Genomic DNA, 17,878 nt, shown 5'->3' on the forward strand with positions numbered 1-17,878 from the left:
TGTGGTATGAATCTACTTGATCCATATCACAATATTTTTTCAAAATCAAATTATCATAAAATTCTAGTCTATTACAAATTAAAAAATCTGATTCAAGAAGGAGAAAACAATGGCCGAGTTAAGTTTAAATCATATTTATAAAATCTACGATAAAAACGTAACAGCAGTGAAAGATTTTAACCTTCAGATTGAAGATAAAGAATTTATTGTCTTTGTTGGTCCATCTGGTTGTGGTAAGTCAACTACTCTTCGCATGATTGCAGGACTTGAAGAGATTTCAAAAGGCGATTTTTTTATCGATGGTAAACGTGTCAACGACGTGGCACCAAAAGACCGAGATATTGCAATGGTCTTCCAAAACTATGCTTTATATCCCCATATGAGCGTCTATGACAATATGGCATTCGGTCTGAAATTACGTAAATTCGCGAAAGAGGAAATTGATCGTCGTGTACAAGAGGCTGCCCATATCCTTGGTCTAGAGCAATACTTACAGCGTAAACCAAAGGCCCTTTCGGGTGGGCAACGTCAACGTGTTGCTTTAGGTCGTGCAATCGTTCGTGATGCAAAAGTATTTTTAATGGATGAACCTTTGTCCAATTTGGATGCAAAACTGCGTGTCCAAATGCGTTCTGAAATTGCTAAACTACATCAACGCTTACAAACCACCACAATTTATGTAACGCATGATCAAACAGAAGCGATGACCATGGCAACTCGTCTTGTTGTTATGAAAGATGGAATTGTTCAACAAGTGGGTGCACCAAAAGAAGTATATGACGAACCTGCAAATGTATTTGTTGGCGGGTTCATTGGTTCTCCTGCGATGAACTTCTTTACTGGTACCTTAAAAGAGGGTATCTTCCATATCGGATCGGTACGTATTGAGGTGCCAGAGGGAAAAATGAAAGGATTACGTGAGCAAGGATATATAGGTGAACAAATAATTTTAGGTGTACGTCCAGAAGATTTTCATGATGAGCTGATTTTCGTTGATGCCTCACCGAATACAACAATAAATATTAAAGTGGAAGTGGCAGAATTAATGGGTGCTGAAATAATGGTTTATTCACAAATTAATGATCAGAACTTTGTTTCGCGCGTGGATGCTCGTACAGAAGTGAAAGCAGGTCAACAAATGAAATTAGCTATAGACATGAACAAGGTACACTTCTTTGATAGTAAAACGGAGACTCGTATTCAACTTCCTATGAAAACACATAAAAGAAGAGAAGCTGGTGTCTTATAACAGATGTATGAACTACGAGAAATAAGTTTTTTAATTTCAATTAAAAATATAGATAAATTAGTAAGGGTAGAGTGAGGATTAATGGTAGAAAAAAATTGACGTACTTCTTCGTCATGGACTCCAATCTCGATCTGGTGCTGAAATTTGTAGGAAAAGCATCATCTTTTAACAGTGACATTAATATTGTGAAAAAGGAAAAAAGGTAGTTGAGAAAAGTAATATCGGGGGAATGGCCCTGACAGTTAGACATGGCAAAGGAGTTTAAATTTACTGCAGATGGAGACGATGAACAAAGGGCTATCGTAGCTCTAGAAAAATTTCTATTGAACAAGGAAAGATAGGAGTTAAACTTCTTAATTACTATATAAAAAAGTAAAGCTGTATAGTCGATAGCTAGTACAAGATTAACGAATTTAATCTTAACTTGCCGTAAGGTTAAGGCATACAGTTCCTTGCCAACTTGAATGAAAAAGGGTGAGTATTGATGGATGAAAAATGGTTAGTGGGTGCAGATATAGGCGGTACAACTATTAAAATGGCATTTATCAATCAAAATGGTGAGATTATATATAAATGGGAAATTCCTACCAATATAAATGAAAAAGGGAAAAATATTCCTAAGGAGATGGCTAAATCAATAGATCAAACATTAAGTGAGTTGGGGCAAGAAAAACAGAAGTTAATTGGTATTGGGGTTGGAGCACCCGGTCCTGTTAACTTGGGGAATGGTTCTATTGATGTCGCAGTTAACTTAGGGTGGAATAACTTTCCTTTGAAGGATCTTCTTGAAATGGGAACATCTTTGCCAGTCATAGTTGATAATGACGCAAATGCAGCAGCCATTGGGGAGATGTGGAAAGGTGCTGGACAAGGGTCAAAAGATTTATTATGTATCACCTTGGGAACGGGCGTTGGTGGTGGAATTATTTCCAATGGGCAAATTGTACATGGAATAAATGGGGCAGGTGGCGAAATAGGGCATATTACCTCTCTCGTAGAGGATGGGGCACCTTGTAATTGTGGGAAAACGGAATGTATTGAAACCATAGCATCTGCCACAGGTATTGTTCGTTTAGCGATTGAAGAATTATCTTTTACCGAGACACCAAGTAGACTGAGGGATTTTTACAATGAACATCAAATATTATCATCTGAGCTAGTATTTGAAGTAGCGAATGAGGGTGATGAATTAGCTAATAGAGTGATTGGGAAAGTTACCCTTTATTTAGGATTAGCATTAGCTCATCTTGCGAATGGTTTAAATCCTGAGAAAATTATCATTGGTGGAGGAGTTTCCAAAGCAGGGGATGCACTGTTAGTACCTTTAAAAGAGCAATTTACTCGTTTTGCTTTTCCAAGAGTATTGCAAGGAGTGGAGTTAGCCAATGCCACGTTAGGAAATGATGCAGGAATTATGGGAGGCGCTTGGTTGGTGAAAAAAAGATTACTAAACAGGAATGGAAATACACCTTTATATTTGTGATAGCACAATGAAAAGGTATAAGAATCAGAAAATAATAAATAATAATTTTATTTTTTACTATTTAAAGAGCATCGGTATTTTCAAAGTGCTCTTTTTAAATTTCAGCACAAAACTTATATTCTACAAGGGGATACAATGTAAATGACGAAATGGGTAGGGAAGACTAAAGATAAGAACACTCTGGCCATTCATCAAGCCACTAACGAAACAAGGTAACCTACTTTATAAAATGACATTATCCTTAGTTGACAATATTTATACAAGAAGAAACCGAGAAACGAAAAATTACTTGAAAGATGAGATCATATATAACCAAGGATAAAATAGTCTTGGTCCTACGAATGTATGACAGTAAGGAATACTCCATTAAAGGAATTATTTAACAGGTTTTTTTATACAGAGCTATTCAGAAACGGACCCTATAAACAACATAAGGAGCATACACTTTGCTCCTGTGTTCCCCATCATCTCTCTACTTATCTGCTACTTTGCGGTCTGTGACAGCAACCCTATGACTAGGCCAATAGAAAGTACATCAATTGCAGCTGGTTCTTCAAAGGAAATCCCCTTTTATTTGTAGGGAAAGTAATTATTTAATGCCGACTTTATTGCTTTCATTTTAACAGCAAATTACTGGAAATCTGATGTAAATTCGTGTAATCTACAAAAGTATGTTTTTTTCCAAATCGTAAAGGGGGACCATAATTGAGTTCAACAAATCGTAAACAGACAACAATTGTTGCTCTTTTGCTTGCGGGTACATTTATTGCGATCTTGAATCAAACATTAATGATTACCGCGATTCCTCCTGTAATGGAGGAAATGAATGTTACGGCAAATAGTGCACAGTGGCTAACAACCGTTTTTATGCTGGTTAATGGGATCATGATCCCTGTTAGCGCGTTTTTACTGGAGCGCTTTACCACCAGACAGCTTTTTCTTTCCGCGATGGGGATTTTTGCTATTGGTACATTGGTAGCGGGGCTAGCTCCAAATTTTGGAATGCTGCTGCTAGGAAGGATGATTCAGTCGAGCGGAGCAGGAATCATGCTCCCGTTAATGCAAACAGTCTTCCTAATGATTTTCCCTGTTCATAAACGGGGTGCAGCCATGGGACTGGTCGGTCTGGTCATTTCCTTCGCGCCGGCTATTGGTCCCGCTTTGTCGGGCTGGGTTACGGAGACCTACTCATGGAGGGTGTTATTCTTTATCATTCTTCCAATTGCTATTATTGATATCATAGTTGCGTTCTTCGCTTTAAAAAATGTAACAGAAGTTACACGGCCAAAAGTGGATGTGCTTTCGATTGTTTTATCTTCCGTAGGTTTCGGTGGATTATTGTATGGTTTTACAGCTGCAGGTAATTATGGCTGGACAGACGAGAGTACCATCATATCCCTAGGCATTGGGACAATTTCACTTGGTTGGTTCATCAACAGGCAATTGCGATTGAAGCATCCAATGCTGGAGTTCCGTGTGTTCACGTATTCATTATTCCCGATTGCTATCATTATTGGAGCCATTACCTTTATGGGTCTGATAGGTGCCGAAACGCTCATCCCGCTATTTATGCAAAACATGCGAGGATTTACTGCGTTTGAAGCTGGATTAGCGATACTCCCTGGAGCACTTATTACCGGGTTAATGTCCCCGTTCATTGGACGTATTTTTGACCGGATTGGGGCCAGGTGGTTGGTTATTGGCGGATTACTCCTCATAACCGCTTCCTCCTTTACTTTTATCGATGTGGGTCCTTCGACAAGTTTTACATTTATTATGGTTATGTACAGTATACGGATGTTCGGATTAGCCATGGTTATGATGCCTGTTTCAACGGCCGCCTTAAACCAGCTGCCTAAACGATTAATCGCCCATGGTGCAGCAATGGATAATACGATGAAAATGATTGCCGCATCTGTAGGTACAGCAATACTTGTTACTGTGATGACATCAGCTACCGAAAATGCTCAGCAGCGTCCCGAGATAGTCCATCCTGATATGTATGGCGCGCAAATCTCATTTATTGTCATCGCTGTACTTTCGTTAATTAGCTTCCTCATTTCTTTTAAAATAAAGGATCAAAAATCAGCAGGAACAGAGTTCGGGGAGAAGAATTAAATATTTGAATATGAGTTTTTTAAGCTTGAAAAGAATCACAATATAGATTCATCTACTTGTGATTCTTTTTTAACTAAATATCCTATTTTCGCAGCCAGGCTCGCTCACCTTATTGAACTCCCTCAGTTTGATACGATTTTCTCGCAAATACCTGCTTATTCGCAGGGTTCCATATTGAATGTATGTTAACGGATAAATTAAGTAAGGTAGTGACATTAAGGTATCGTGAAATAAAAGAATAATAGTACTATATAATGAACGTTTTCCAACGCCGCCCCTGGAGGTTTTCCCTCCCATGCCGTATCATTCCTTCGTCATGCCTATCTAAGGGATTCTAAAAAAGAGGGGGAACAAGTCATCCCGATGATTTGTTCTCCCTCTTTTATCATTTTTTCTTTCTTTATAAAAAGAAGAAAACATACATGAATTAAATGTAGGTGTTAAAATATCTTTTATTAAATCTGGACTATTTTTCAAATCCTTAATCTTTAAACCATTTTCGAAACTGGATCTTTTAAGAGCGCCAAAAATCACAAAAACCCCTCTGAATATGAAGATCTTCTTCTATATATACTCTCCAAACCACAAATGAATCGCATGGCGTTCTTTTTCTAAAACTTTCTCCAAATATATCTCTGAAGTGGAAAGTTGCTCATGGCCCAGACTCTACATAATCTGATAGACATCCACTCCATTTAAGTGAGTAATGATGGCAAAAGCATCCCTAAAGGTATGAGGTCCCTAAATAAATCCTCTCCTTTACTTAGATTGGTTTCTTCACCTATTTAAAATCATAACGCTGAAAGTTTCTATATCATATGAAATAACCCTTTTGTTTTCATAAGGTAAACTAAAACTCGAAAAGAGGGACCTTTTTACTGTCCATTTAATCGAGTTTTAGTGTTCTTTATGGACACCTCCAACATATTTTCAGTAATATTCTTTAACTCACATCATAAGCCATGCTAATAAGGTGTTTAGCCTTCTCAATATCTTCATCATTAGAAATAGTTACTTCTAAGTCACCTGTTCCATAATGACCGATGTTTGAAACGTCACGCGTAAAGTCTTTTTCTAGAGTTATACTTTCAGGCTTAACTTTTAAATAGAGGAGTATCTTTCCTGTTTGTGGATGTATTTCTAGGCATGCAAAATTTTTAATGCGTTTAAAAGCTATATAATGTTTTAGGATTTTCATTTGCACGTCGTCGCCTAATGCCATCATATAGGCTTTTAATGTTTCAAATCTATCAGTTAATTCAGTATTAGCCTGTTCTAAATAATCAGAAACTGTTTTAATTCGTGTATTACGGTTGGTTGTAGAACTTTTTGAGTTATCAATATCACTAGTATGTATCGTTTGTGCAGTAGTAGCATTGACTAAATCCAATAATAAAACCCCATCACCATAATGCTTATATTGATAAAGCTCAATATTCCGATTAATTTGTTGTACAGCGTGCTCGTCATACTTAGTAAAACCACCTGCTATACAAAGTAAACGTGGGCTGCTCCATTCTATTGCATCTGAAACTTCTTGACCGTATCTTCTCATAACCATTAATTCAAATTCTGCTTTATGGTCGAGCAACCAATCTAAGTAAAACAATCCTTGATTAATTACATTTTCATTTAATGCTCGCTTATATTCTATAATTACAGGTGAATTGTTTTCATCGATACCTAATGTATCAATTCTACCTGCATGGCGTTTACCGGTACTATGTTCAGAAGCTAGAAAGCGAACACCTAAAAAAGTTTCTAAATGCCGTTCAATAATATGTTGTAATGATTTCTCAACAGCAACTGACTTTCCTTGTAATTCGTCCACTGTTTCCCCATTTAATCGAAAAAGCTTAATATCACCCATAATAAGATACCTCCCTTACCTAAATGAAATTATATCATTATTAAATAGTAAATTCTTCTTGTGTTTATTATGATAACTATTGAGGTTTCCTATTAAAAAGTAAAAGTTTGTCAAATTATGCTAAAATTATGATAGGATTGTTTAAAGTATAAAAAACTAAGGAGAATTATCATGCTTCAAATTGGTTGGATTGATTTTTCAAGTGACCATCATGACAAAGTGATGACCATCCTAGATTCACTTAAGGAACAAGGGGCAGTGGATGAGCTTGGTATTGGAACCATTAGAGACCGCCTATCAGATTACTTATTTCCAGGTATCTCCACGATCCAGACCAGGGCAAAATATTTACTACTTATACCTTGGATTATCCAATATTTAGAGTCAAGGAATGTCACTAGTAAAAATTTTATAAAGCAATTACATGAACTTGAATACAAGTTTATTGATGTTCTCTCTGAAGGAAATAACGAACTTGGGATATTTGGTCGTGATTCAAGAGGAAACTTGCAAAGAAAGCCATCTTCAGTCTACTGGTATGCATTACGAAAGTATAAGATTAGTAAGCTCGACGTGACGCTTAATCAGTATGCGGAGCTTTTAGATGAGGTTATTGCAAATAAATTAAAAACAACACAGGAACTAAAAGCAGCTGAGAAAGATCAGCTTGGGGATGACAGAGATGCTATTTTAGATAGTAGATTTCAATCTTTTTGGAATGTCTGTCCACCTCCAGAAAAATGGATGGAAAGTCTATCTATTCACTTAACTAAAAGAGAGGCAGAATTCTTACGAGAAACGATACGTTTAGCTGTTCCACATTCTCTTTTGGCACACTTATTATCTTTAGATCATTTACATAAGGTTGACGATTTCAAGTCAATCGAAGCGGTAACAACGATTCTTCCACAGCTTCCAGAAGAACTGCAGCAAATGTTTCAGCTCGCATTAGATTTTGCACAAATCATGTACGGAGCAAATATTCGGTTTAATGTCATTTTTAACAAACTCAATGATAGAACTAATGTAATTGTGGAGGATCGATGGGAACAATGGTGTCATCATATGAAAAATGAGTTTCTTTTTGAACGCTGGGATACAACTGTATTATTTCATAAGACAAATCCAGACGATGCAACTAGAACATTTGTGAAGCGATGGATTGATTTTGTAAAATCGAGAGATTATGACTATACAGATGAGATAGATGAGTGGATCAGGAAGCGAGAGGTTTCCCTTAAGGGGGGTAGAGCCAAATTACGAATCAATCATCAAGCAAATAATCAATGGATTGGATTAGGAAAACTCACTTATCGATGGAGTAATGTTAAAACAATTTTAGAAGATATTAAACGGGGGCTATAATCAAATGTTTAGACCTGATAAAGACCGACTTGATTATGGGACTCTCATGGCACCTCCTGAGGGTTACCAGTTGAGTATGGCTATTGGTACAACTTATTCTTTGGAGTTAGAGGCCCTCTTAGGAATTCCTGTTGCGTTAAGTTTTGCGCAATCGGTTGAAGTATCGCAAAAAAGGGATAGGATATACCTAATAGAAGCGCTTAGGAGATCAACAGAGCATATCAAAGTGTATTGTCAGAAAGGGAAGATTCATGTTCCTAAGGGACAATACCCACTTTACGCTTTGTTGGAAAACATGATTACCCAAGTGAATAATAATCCATACTCATTTCATCCGAAAGTATGGATTATGCGGTATGTTCATCAAGGAAATCAAAAGGATGTAAAGTTTCGCTTACTTGTCCTCAGCAGAAATCTTACATTCGATAGAAGCTGGGATGTATCAATGTGTGTTGATGGCACTGTAGGAACGAGAAAAATAGAAAGCAATCAACCACTTGTGGATTTTGTTACTTATTTAATACAACAGGCTGATTTTGATGGATCACAGGAATTTACTAAAGAACTGTATAAGATAGAGTTTGATTTAAAGGACAACAGAAAAAGCTTATTTCAATCAATTAATTTTTATCCAATTGGCATTAACAATGCTTACGAGCAAGATCTATTACAAACCGACTATGAAAATCTTCTTATCATCTCGCCATTTTTGACTGATCAAACCGTTAAAAACTTTAACTACAGAAACAAGGGAAAAACAAATACATACTTATTTAGCAGGCAAGAAGAACTTTTGAATCTCAAACGAAATACATTGGAAGGAATCCAAGCTTATCATTTAAAAGAGTTAATTGTTGAAGGGGAAAAAATCATAGATAGCGAAGATGCTAATCACAAAGAGCAGGATATCCATGCGAAGGTTTATATTGGCGAACACGATCAACAAACGGATGTGTATCTAGGTTCAGCAAATTGTTCCTATAATGCTTTTCACGGTAATGTAGAATTTTTAGTAAAGCTTTCCGTGGATTCCAACTATCTCAAAGTCAGTGATGTAGTACGAGATTTATTACCAGAGGATGAAAAAAAACAGTATTTCGAACTATTTATCCCAAGCACTAATCAAGACCAAGAAGTGGATGAAACAATACAGGTTAAAAAAATGGTAGAGCAGAAAATACGTGAACTCTGTAAACTATCTATCCATGGAAACGTGATTAAAAATGGTGAACACTACAATTTGATTGTGGAATCGGAAGAAATCGTAATGTTAGAGGATATGTCAATTAAAGTGTATCCATTAACAACATCAGGTTTACATAGGGAATTTAAACCCTATCTCTCTTTTGAAAAATTAACGGAGCAAGAGATTACACGCTTTTTTGTTTTTGATTGCAGGTATATGGAAGAACAAGAAAAAATACTTCTCAAAATAAATGTAAGCAATATTCCAGAGAGCCGCGAGAAAAACATCTTAAAAGCAATCATTTCAAATAAGCAAGCCTTTCTTGCCTATATGAATTTCCTTCTAGGTGATGGTTCTGTTATGGATTTCCTAGAAGCACAGCTAGATCCTAAAGAAAATGATCAAACTGTCGGTCTTAATCGAAATCCTGTCATTAAAAAGGATATGTTTGAGAAAATGTTAAAAGCAGCAGCGAGTGAACCATTCAAGCTTAAAACAATTGGAGATGTGATGGAGTTCTTCGCGGATGAAGAAGAGATTGTCCCAAAAGACTTTAAGAGTTTATATAAAGAGTTTTCAAAATTTGCTAGGTAACAGTTTTGGAGGAAATGATGGAAGTAAAAAGGAAGGAAAATGACATGGAGACTAGCGAATTTATGTCCAAAGTCAATCATGTCCTGAATAGCTTAAAAGATTTTCAGATTACTACAGTCGAAAGAGTATTTAACGTAATGACTTGCTCAAAAATAAAACAAAATAGGGTTTTGGTTGCGGATGAAGTGGGTTTAGGGAAGACACTAATTGCAAGAGGCGTTATTGCAAAGCTTTCAGATTATTTTTTTCAACAAGGCAAGAAAAGTTTGAATGTGGTCTATATATGCTCGAACCAGAGTATTGCGAATCAAAATCTGAAGAAACTTCACATATTTAAAAATGACAATATCGAGAAAACAACTGAATCACGCTTAACGATGCTACCTATCAAGTCGTTTAAACAAGAACATGTAGAGGATTTCTATCTGAATTTTATTCCGTTAACTCCGAATACTTCTTTTTATCTAACAGATGGGGGTGGAATGGCTCGGGAACGAGTTGTTCTCTATCTATTATTAAAAAGAATGTCAAAACTAGAGGGCTTTGAATCAGAGTTATCAGACCTTTTACGTCTTGACGTTGAGAAGAATAATTGGGAACGGCTGTACGTTCATCCGGAAGGTGAAGAATGCATTGCCAGTCGTTATGAAAAAGAGTTGAATGATGAAATGGCTAAAGCATTTGAAGCAGAAATAGAGACGAATAGAGAGACGATATTACACCAAATCATTGAAATTTGTCAGAACAGGGTTCATGTAGAAAGAAGAGAGATTCGTCGGTTGATCGGGCAATTGAGACAGATTACCGTAGAGGTTAGTATTCAGTGTCTACATCCTGATTTTGTGATTTTAGACGAATTCCAGCGTTTTAAAACATTAATCAGCCATCATGATTTAGGCAATGATGTACAGGTGATTGCTGATAAATTTTTTGCTCGGAAGGATTTACGGATTCTTCTACTTTCAGCGACACCCTATAAGCTGTATTCCACATCGGAAGAGCTGGCAGATGGAGAAGACCATTATCAAGAATTTGAAGAAGTGATTCACTTTTTAGTTAATCATGAGGAGTCGTTTAAGTCCTTTATAGAGAAGTGGAGAATGTATACGGACTCACTTGTGAAACAGGATGCTTTGCTTTCTGAAGATACCATTGAGAAGAAAGAAAGTGTGGAGAATTTATTACGAGGTATCATGTGTAGAACAGAGCGGGTAAGTGTTTCAAAAGATGGGAATGCTATGATTGATACGTCAAAGGTGAAAGCTGTATCTGTGAATGAAAAGGATATTTCCGCCTATGTGGCAGTTGAAAAAATTACCAATACTCTTAAGGAATTAACGAAGAATGTTAGTTCACCAATGGAATATTACAAATCCGCCCCCTATATGTTCTCGTTTATGGAAAAATATAGATTGAAAAAGAATCTGGAAAAGTGGATTATTGCTTCAAATGAACTCCAACAAATGGTGAGAAGATATCCAGAGATTTGGCTTGATAAAAAGAAAATCAATCAATATCAGAAATTGAATTATCCAAACGCACTGTTTCGAGAGCTACTAAAAGACGTGTTCGAGCAAAATAGCGAAAAACTACTTTGGGTACCACCATCGAATCCATATTATGAATTACGAGGTGCCTTTAAGGGAAGTAAGAGCTTTTCAAAGTATCTCGTTTTTTCACATTGGGAAATGGTACCTAGAATGATATCAACACTCGTTTCATATGAAGCCGAACGAAGAACAATTGGAAAGTTATCTACGAAAAAAAAGGATAAACAAAAACTCCAGTACTTTGCGAAGGAAGGGCAGCAGCGTAATCCAAAAGGTCGTTTAACTTTTCAAACAACAAAAACTAAACGTAAGAAACGGCCTGCTTCAATGTCAAACATGACTCTTTTGTACCCTTGTATCACATTTGCACAGGATATTCTGTCCAGAAATCAACTTGTGGAAGCGGAAAGCTATGAAGAGCTTATGATGATGGCGAAAAAGCAGCTAATTCCTTATATAGAACAACTAAAACCATTTCAGGTTAGTGATGATGAAACTGTAGATTATGGTTGGTATTGGGCTGCGCCACTATTAATGGATATCTTACATTATAACGAGCAAGTAGTTAGCTGGTTTGAACATACGGAAGTTTATACCGAGTTTGAAACGAAGAATGCTTCTGGTGACAGTCCATTTTTGGACCATTTTTATTATCTAAAAGATGGAGTATTCAATCCTTACCAATATCAATTAGGAAAAATACCAGACGATCTAGTGGATGTATTAACATTACAGATCCTAGGATCCCCTGCAGTAATCGCTCTTAGTGCTTTATCTCATCACTATCAAAGCGAAGAAGAAGAGATAACTAGGGAAAAATTAGATCTAGCATTATTAATTGCAGATGAGTTTCGGAATAAATTTAATCTTCCTGAATCAATCAGTATTATCGATTTAACTTATAACAGGAAACTAGATTACTGGCGAAAGGTAATGCAGTATTGTGCGGACGGAAATCTCCAATCTGTTTTAGATGAATATACTTATTTGATTCGTGAAAATTATAATTTACATTCTGTAAGTGTAGAGTCTATAAAAGAGGCTGGTGGCCTAATCAGAGATACGATAAATTTACGTTCTGCTAATTTCAAGGTCGATACTCAAAGTGCCTTTCTAAACAGAAATGATCAGCACCGATTTAATTTAAGGACACACTTTGCTGTTAGCTTCTCAAACAGGAAAACAGATGAAAAATCTCAAGGAAGAACGGATGATATGAGACAAGCGTTTAACTCTCCGTTTCGCCCATTCGTGTTAAGTACGACTTCAATCGGTCAAGAGGGACTTGACTTTCACTGGTACTGCCGAAAAATCGTTCACTGGAACCTGCCAAGTAACCCTGTTGAACTAGAACAACGAGAAGGAAGAATTAATCGTTACAAAGGGCTTGTCATAAGGAAGAATGTTGCGAATAAATATGCTCATACTAGTTTTGACAATAATAAGCCAATTTGGGATCAACTATTCGATGTAAGTTATAAGGGTGAAAAAGGAGAACATTGCGATATCGTTCCTTTCTGGTTAATGGAGGATGTAGAAGACGCTGCTAAAATTGAACGGATTATCTACCAATATCCATATAGTAAAGATATCAGTACTCTAGAAAGGTTATTAAAAATCTTATCTCTATATCGAATATCACTAGGACAAGCGCGCCAAGAAGAGTTTCTTACTTTTCTTATGGAAAACTATAGCGAGGAAGATATTGATCTGTTCCAAAAGTTGATTATGAATTTAAGTCCGTTTTATTACGAAGATAGATCTTAGGATCGATTTATATATTCTGGTGTCTGCCTCAATGCTTTAAGAATTAAAAATTAATGAACAGGAGGAGATTTCATTATTAAAACAAAATATCAAATATTGAAAATTTAAATATAAAAACAAAGGATGATTTGATGTCAACTAAAGGGGAGTTTGTTACCTATCCAGTGGGACAAGGTTTATTTTATGCTGGAAAGTTAAATATTGATAAAATTGAGAAAAAAGAATTTAATTTTATTTATGATTGTGGTAGTAATCATTTTGGCGCTGATGGGCATTTAATGAAAAGTATAACTGAATATAAAACCTCTTTTAACCTAACTAAAGTAATTGACATGTTAGTAATTTCTCATTTAGATAGGGATCATCTTAGTGGATTAAAAGAATTAGCAAAGGAGACTACGATTAAAAGAATTTTCCTTCCCTATATCAAAAATTTAGATATTAAACTATTTTCATACGTACTAAAAACTTTATTTTATTATAAAGTTATTTCCGAAGAGACTAAGGTAATTTTAATTAACGGACTGGTAAATGGTAATCCAAAAAATGATGATTCTTTATCTCTACCTAGTTTAGAAAAACTGGAATCAAAAGCATCTAAGTTTAATTTAAAATTGGATTTAGGAGGTTTGGAAAATTCTTTAAAGATATTAGAGTTTAATGAAACGCGATTCCAATTATTTGATTGGTTGTTTGATTTTTATAACTACCCATTACCTAAGGATGAGATACTTAGTATTAAATCTTCTTTTGAAGAGTTTATTAAGAGAAATAAAATAAAAAAATTCGAAGATTTTATTAACTGTATGGAATTTTGGATCCCTTTTTCTAAAACCGTATACTTGGAAAATATTAAAAAAGATAACTTTATGAATGATAATAATAATCTTAGTCTTTGTTTGATGCATGCCCCTCTACAAGTTTTAGAATACAAAGAGGCAAGTGCTACTCTTTTAACTGGTGACTTAGATTTAAATAAAGAGGTTATTTATAAAGGTTTTAATAGTAAATATAGTTATATTTTAGAGAAATTGAAAGTCTTTTTTCTACCTCATCACGGTTCTAGAAAAAACTGGAATGAAAAACTGGTGTGGAGTTACTGTAATAACACTTTATCAATTATTACGTCTGGTTCTAATTACGAGCATCATCCTGACTTTGAAGTTATATCAAAAATCTTCCTATCAAAAAATGATTTTTTATCGATTACTGAAAAGTTTGACAGTTACAAATACATAATAGATACTAAAAATCTTAATTTAAGTAAATCTATTGGTAAAAAATCGTCTCTAAAGTAAGAAAGACAGGTATTTTTAATCCTGTCTTTTTTTATAGTATTAACTACATATAACATAAAAATTTATAAAACATTATGAAAATAAGCTTGGGACTATTAATAGTATTTTCGGTCGATGATAATTGACCGTCACTTTAAGAACGGTTTACAATTTGGACACAGAAACGTTAATATTGTCAAAAATTATACATTTATAGTAATGTTATACTTTTATTGTATCTTACATATTTGTTAGGAGGAAAAACATGTTTCAAACAATTAATGGTGTCCAAATTAGGGAACACGATGAAACAAAAGCACAATCTAACCTCTTAGATAAGCGATTTGAAATTGAATACCTAGATAATGTATATCTAAATCAGCTAGATCAATAGACCTATTAAACATTAATGTATCAGGGTATGAAGGAAATTATGGGTTAAAACGGAAAAAAAATTACGAGCGTCAATGGATGTATGTTATAAAACATTTAGATTACTCAGAAAACAGAAAAAGGTACGGTGAAGTCTGTAGTTTAATCCATGAAAAAATTGGGGAATATTTAGGAAAGGAGTTTGGACTAAGTCCAGTTGGACCTTTTTTAATTGATAGTATGGATAGGGTTTATAAAACATACTAATTTTTAAATATTTACATAGCTTCATATCCATTCCTATTCAGGAGTGGATTTTTTTAATAAGAGTAGAGTTATATTTGTTTAATAAAAAAAAGAAGAGAGACTTTTAAGTCACTCGTTCTCAGCTATCAACTTAGGAAATATTATTGTTTCTTGAAGAAGGCATTTGCATGGGCATAATGCGAATCACTAGGAGAAACAACGGGAACGGTTGTAATTACCTTTCCATTATTATCTAAGAAGACAAGAACTTTACCATCCGGTGTGACTCTTAATCTTGCGAATATACCGTTTATCTCACTTTGTCTAATTTCTCTTATACTACGTCTATTAATCTTATTTTAACAATTGAAACTCAATCCTTTCAGTCATGTTTGTTTAGATAGTAGACCTTTTACGATCTTTTTTAATGAAGTCTTCAATCTTCGCATTTGCAAACACTGTCCGAACATCCATCTCAGGTTCACCAGTGACAATACGAATTTCTTTTTAGTCCCTTTATCTTTTCCTCTCCTTTTCTCTATTTGCTTTGTTGACCTCATCATTCAAGATGTGAATAGGATCGGGTCAGGGACGTGTTGGTTTACTTAGTCTTATTTTTACTGGCGGAAGAGAAAGAGGCAGCGAACTAATGATAGAGTCCCCATCCTTTTAGGTGGGGACTATCTTAATGGTAATAATAACTAAAGTAGGAAAAAAGAGATGCGGAGATTTTCATATTATTGCATAATAAAAGAAGTTACATTTTACGAAAAAATAAGACCGCCTTTAATTAAGCTAGGTATTAGTATATATAGGAAATTTGGAGGTACAACATGGTAGAACAACTACAAAATACATCAATAGACCTACTAGAATATTTGGATGAGCCTTATGATGAGAGAATTAAATTTTGGGAGCAGTTTGTAGGAAATAGTGACCTGCGTTTATTCGGCAAAGTCCACTCTATAAAAGAAAACAATTGTGAAATTATTAATCCAATGGTTATAGACAATAACAAGCATCTGATTCCATTGAAGTTTCCGTTTAGGTTAAATTACAAAACGATTCTTGGAACTCTCCCTGTAACCAAAGAATTAATGGATAAAAAGATTGTCCAGGGGGATTACGTCTTTTTTAATCTTGACCTATACGGTGGGAAAAAGGAGACTGAACCACACTTAATAAAAATAAAAAGAGACACGGTTATGAAAGCAGAATCGGTTGATGGTTATCTTGTAACTTTACTGGATTCTTTTCCAAAAGAGCGACTAAAGCTCAATGATATTGCCATAGATACGACAAATGAAATTGCATATTTACCAGGAACCAATAACCCCTTTTATAACAAACTAATTGAGCATGATCTTAAGGAAAAACGGAAGCAATTAGCATATACAGAGGATTTAATAAAAGTAAATCATGGAAAAATCTCAGATTTAATAAGTGACTACGAAAGAAAAGAAGAAGATCTAAAGGGGCAATTACTGTCAGAACAGCAAGGAATAAAAGCAATAATACAGGAAGAAATTAATGAGTTGGAAGAGGTCAAACAACAGTTGGAAATTTATAAGTTATTTACGGTAAAAGGTAAATCACAATCCGTGAACTCACAAGAAAAGCCGAAGAGAAAGTTTGATAATCCATTAGAAATGCTCGAGCATGTAAAGAATTATTTGTTAGCCGATGATGAAAAGCCATTGTATTATCATACCCATACATTATTGCAATTTTATATTGGATTGCGAACCGACCAACTTGTTGTGTTAGCGGGGAGCCCAGGTACAGGTAAAACTAGTTTAGTTGAAGGGTTCTCAAAGGCAGTCGATGCCGAATTACGCATTATCCCGGTTCAGCCGAATTGGTTGGATAAAAGCGACCTGTTAGGTTTCTTGAATCCGATAGAAAAGACTTACGTATCAACTCCTTTCCTAGATGCGATTTTAGAAGCAAAAAACAATCCATCAAAACTATTTTTTATCTGCTTAGACGAGATGAACTTGGCTCATATTGAATACTATTTTGCAGAATTCTTAAGTAAACTACAGACGGACCGGAAGATTCAGCTTTACAGTGAAAATTTCAAATTCGAAATAGAAGAAGAATTAAGTGAACGTTATTTTTATTTTCAAGAAAAAGTAGCCGATATGTCATTAGAAGTTTATTTAGCCTCACAAGGGCAAAATGACATCAATAACTATTTTCAAATGAAAAAACAACTTTATTTTATCCAAACGTATCAACCCTTACTTGAAATTCCTGAAAATATTCGTTTCATTGGTACTATCAATAAAGATGAAACTACTAAGGACTTAAGTCCCAAGGTTGTGGACCGGAGCTTCTTAATGAAGATTGACCCTGTTAACGAAATCGAAATGGTAAAGGCACGTGAATATGTACTCAAACTAAGTATCCCTCGTGAACAAGTTGAGATTTCCGTTGAGGATTTTCAGGTTGAAAATGGTCAGAAGAGTGAAAAAGAAAAAAAGAAGTTTCATACAATGAAAGAGCAGTTGGGTCAGTTTAACTTGCATTTAACCAACCGTTTTGACCGTGCTGTGAATCAGATGATTGGTGCAGGAGTGCTAGATTCCGCTGATTTAATTGATATTGTAAGTGCTAGCTTAATATTGCCGAAAATCAATACAGACAGTTATGATACAGACTTGGATCGATTGATGTCAATCCTGCAATCCTTTATAAATAAAGAAACAAAACGTTCCTATTCCGTATTAAACGAAATGAAAATCTATGATTCTGGCAACAGTAATAAGTTGACAGCCTTAACCTATTGGAGGTAAGGC

General features: G+C 35.1%; 11 protein-coding genes. 10 read left to right on the forward strand and 1 reads right to left on the reverse strand.

Going from position 1 to position 17,878, the window contains the following annotated elements; all coding sequences use genetic code 11:
- Window positions 1–109: 109 nt before the first annotated feature.
- The 3 genes from ABIE66_RS09485 to ABIE66_RS09495 all read left to right on the forward strand — a co-directional run bounded on the left by ABIE66_RS09485 (window position 110) and on the right by ABIE66_RS09495 (window position 4,850).
- The gene (locus ABIE66_RS09485) at window positions 110–1,249 is read left to right on the forward strand and encodes an ABC transporter ATP-binding protein (RefSeq protein WP_370014509.1); all 1,140 of its coding nucleotides are present in this window, start codon (window positions 110–112) and stop codon (window positions 1,247–1,249) included.
- Between the two features lie 484 nt (window positions 1,250–1,733).
- Window positions 1,734–2,732 carry an ROK family glucokinase gene (locus ABIE66_RS09490; RefSeq protein ID WP_370014510.1) on the forward strand — a complete coding sequence of 333 codons (999 nt, stop codon included), beginning with the start codon at window positions 1,734–1,736 and terminating at the stop codon, window positions 2,730–2,732.
- A gap of 705 nt (window positions 2,733–3,437) precedes the next feature.
- Window positions 3,438–4,850: a DHA2 family efflux MFS transporter permease subunit gene (locus ABIE66_RS09495; RefSeq protein ID WP_370014511.1), complete on the forward strand. Its 1,413-nt coding sequence runs from the start codon at window positions 3,438–3,440 to the stop codon at window positions 4,848–4,850.
- A gap of 943 nt (window positions 4,851–5,793) precedes the next feature.
- Here the strand turns inward: ABIE66_RS09495 and ABIE66_RS09500 are convergent.
- The gene (locus tag ABIE66_RS09500) at window positions 5,794–6,720 is read right to left on the reverse strand and encodes a DUF5655 domain-containing protein (RefSeq protein ID WP_249598288.1); all 927 of its coding nucleotides are present in this window, start codon (window positions 6,718–6,720) and stop codon (window positions 5,794–5,796) included.
- Window positions 6,721–6,891: 171 nt separating this feature from the next.
- Here ABIE66_RS09500 and ABIE66_RS09505 point away from each other — a divergent pair, with 171 nt between their 5' ends.
- From ABIE66_RS09505 to ABIE66_RS09535, 7 genes are all read left to right on the forward strand, one after another.
- The gene (locus ABIE66_RS09505) at window positions 6,892–8,085 is read left to right on the forward strand and encodes a DUF6361 family protein (RefSeq protein ID WP_370014512.1); all 1,194 of its coding nucleotides are present in this window, start codon (window positions 6,892–6,894) and stop codon (window positions 8,083–8,085) included.
- Window positions 8,086–8,089: 4 nt separating this feature from the next.
- Window positions 8,090–9,865 carry a phospholipase D family protein gene (locus tag ABIE66_RS09510; RefSeq protein WP_370014513.1) on the forward strand — a complete coding sequence of 592 codons (1,776 nt, stop codon included), beginning with the start codon at window positions 8,090–8,092 and terminating at the stop codon, window positions 9,863–9,865.
- 17 nt (window positions 9,866–9,882) lie between these two features.
- Entirely contained in the window at window positions 9,883–13,182 is a 3,300-nt protein-coding gene (locus ABIE66_RS09515; RefSeq protein WP_370014514.1) for a helicase-related protein, read from the forward strand.
- 131 nt (window positions 13,183–13,313) lie between these two features.
- Window positions 13,314–14,480 (forward strand): ComEC/Rec2 family competence protein, encoded by a 1,167-nt coding sequence (locus ABIE66_RS09520; protein WP_370014515.1) that lies wholly within the window; start codon window positions 13,314–13,316, stop codon window positions 14,478–14,480.
- Between the two features lie 244 nt (window positions 14,481–14,724).
- Window positions 14,725–14,853 carry a hypothetical protein gene (locus ABIE66_RS09525; protein ID WP_370014516.1) on the forward strand — a complete coding sequence of 43 codons (129 nt, stop codon included), beginning with the start codon at window positions 14,725–14,727 and terminating at the stop codon, window positions 14,851–14,853.
- Window positions 14,854–14,930: 77 nt separating this feature from the next.
- On the forward strand, window positions 14,931–15,098 hold the full coding sequence (locus ABIE66_RS09530) for a hypothetical protein (protein WP_370014517.1): 168 nt from the start codon (window positions 14,931–14,933) through the stop codon (window positions 15,096–15,098).
- A gap of 812 nt (window positions 15,099–15,910) precedes the next feature.
- Window positions 15,911–17,875 (forward strand): McrB family protein, encoded by a 1,965-nt coding sequence (locus ABIE66_RS09535; protein WP_370014518.1) that lies wholly within the window; start codon window positions 15,911–15,913, stop codon window positions 17,873–17,875.
- Window positions 17,876–17,878: the final 3 nt, after the last annotated feature.

Source organism: Peribacillus sp. B2I2, assembly GCF_041261685.1.
Lineage (GTDB): Bacteria > Bacillota > Bacilli > Bacillales > DSM-1321 > Peribacillus.

Coding starts and splice junctions, on each gene's coding strand:
- ABIE66_RS09485 (WP_370014509.1), top strand. CDS start 110: ATGGCCGAGTTAAGTTTAAATCATATTTATAAAATCTACGATAAAAAC.
- ABIE66_RS09490 (WP_370014510.1), top strand. CDS start 1,734: ATGGATGAAAAATGGTTAGTGGGTGCAGATATAGGCGGTACAACTATT.
- ABIE66_RS09500 (WP_249598288.1), bottom strand. CDS start 6,720: ATGGGTGATATTAAGCTTTTTCGATTAAATGGGGAAACAGTGGACGAA.
- ABIE66_RS09505 (WP_370014512.1), top strand. CDS start 6,892: ATGCTTCAAATTGGTTGGATTGATTTTTCAAGTGACCATCATGACAAA.
- ABIE66_RS09510 (WP_370014513.1), top strand. CDS start 8,090: ATGTTTAGACCTGATAAAGACCGACTTGATTATGGGACTCTCATGGCA.
- ABIE66_RS09515 (WP_370014514.1), top strand. CDS start 9,883: ATGGAAGTAAAAAGGAAGGAAAATGACATGGAGACTAGCGAATTTATG.
- ABIE66_RS09520 (WP_370014515.1), top strand. CDS start 13,314: ATGTCAACTAAAGGGGAGTTTGTTACCTATCCAGTGGGACAAGGTTTA.
- ABIE66_RS09525 (WP_370014516.1), top strand. CDS start 14,725: ATGTTTCAAACAATTAATGGTGTCCAAATTAGGGAACACGATGAAACA.
- ABIE66_RS09530 (WP_370014517.1), top strand. CDS start 14,931: ATGTATGTTATAAAACATTTAGATTACTCAGAAAACAGAAAAAGGTAC.
- ABIE66_RS09535 (WP_370014518.1), top strand. CDS start 15,911: ATGGTAGAACAACTACAAAATACATCAATAGACCTACTAGAATATTTG.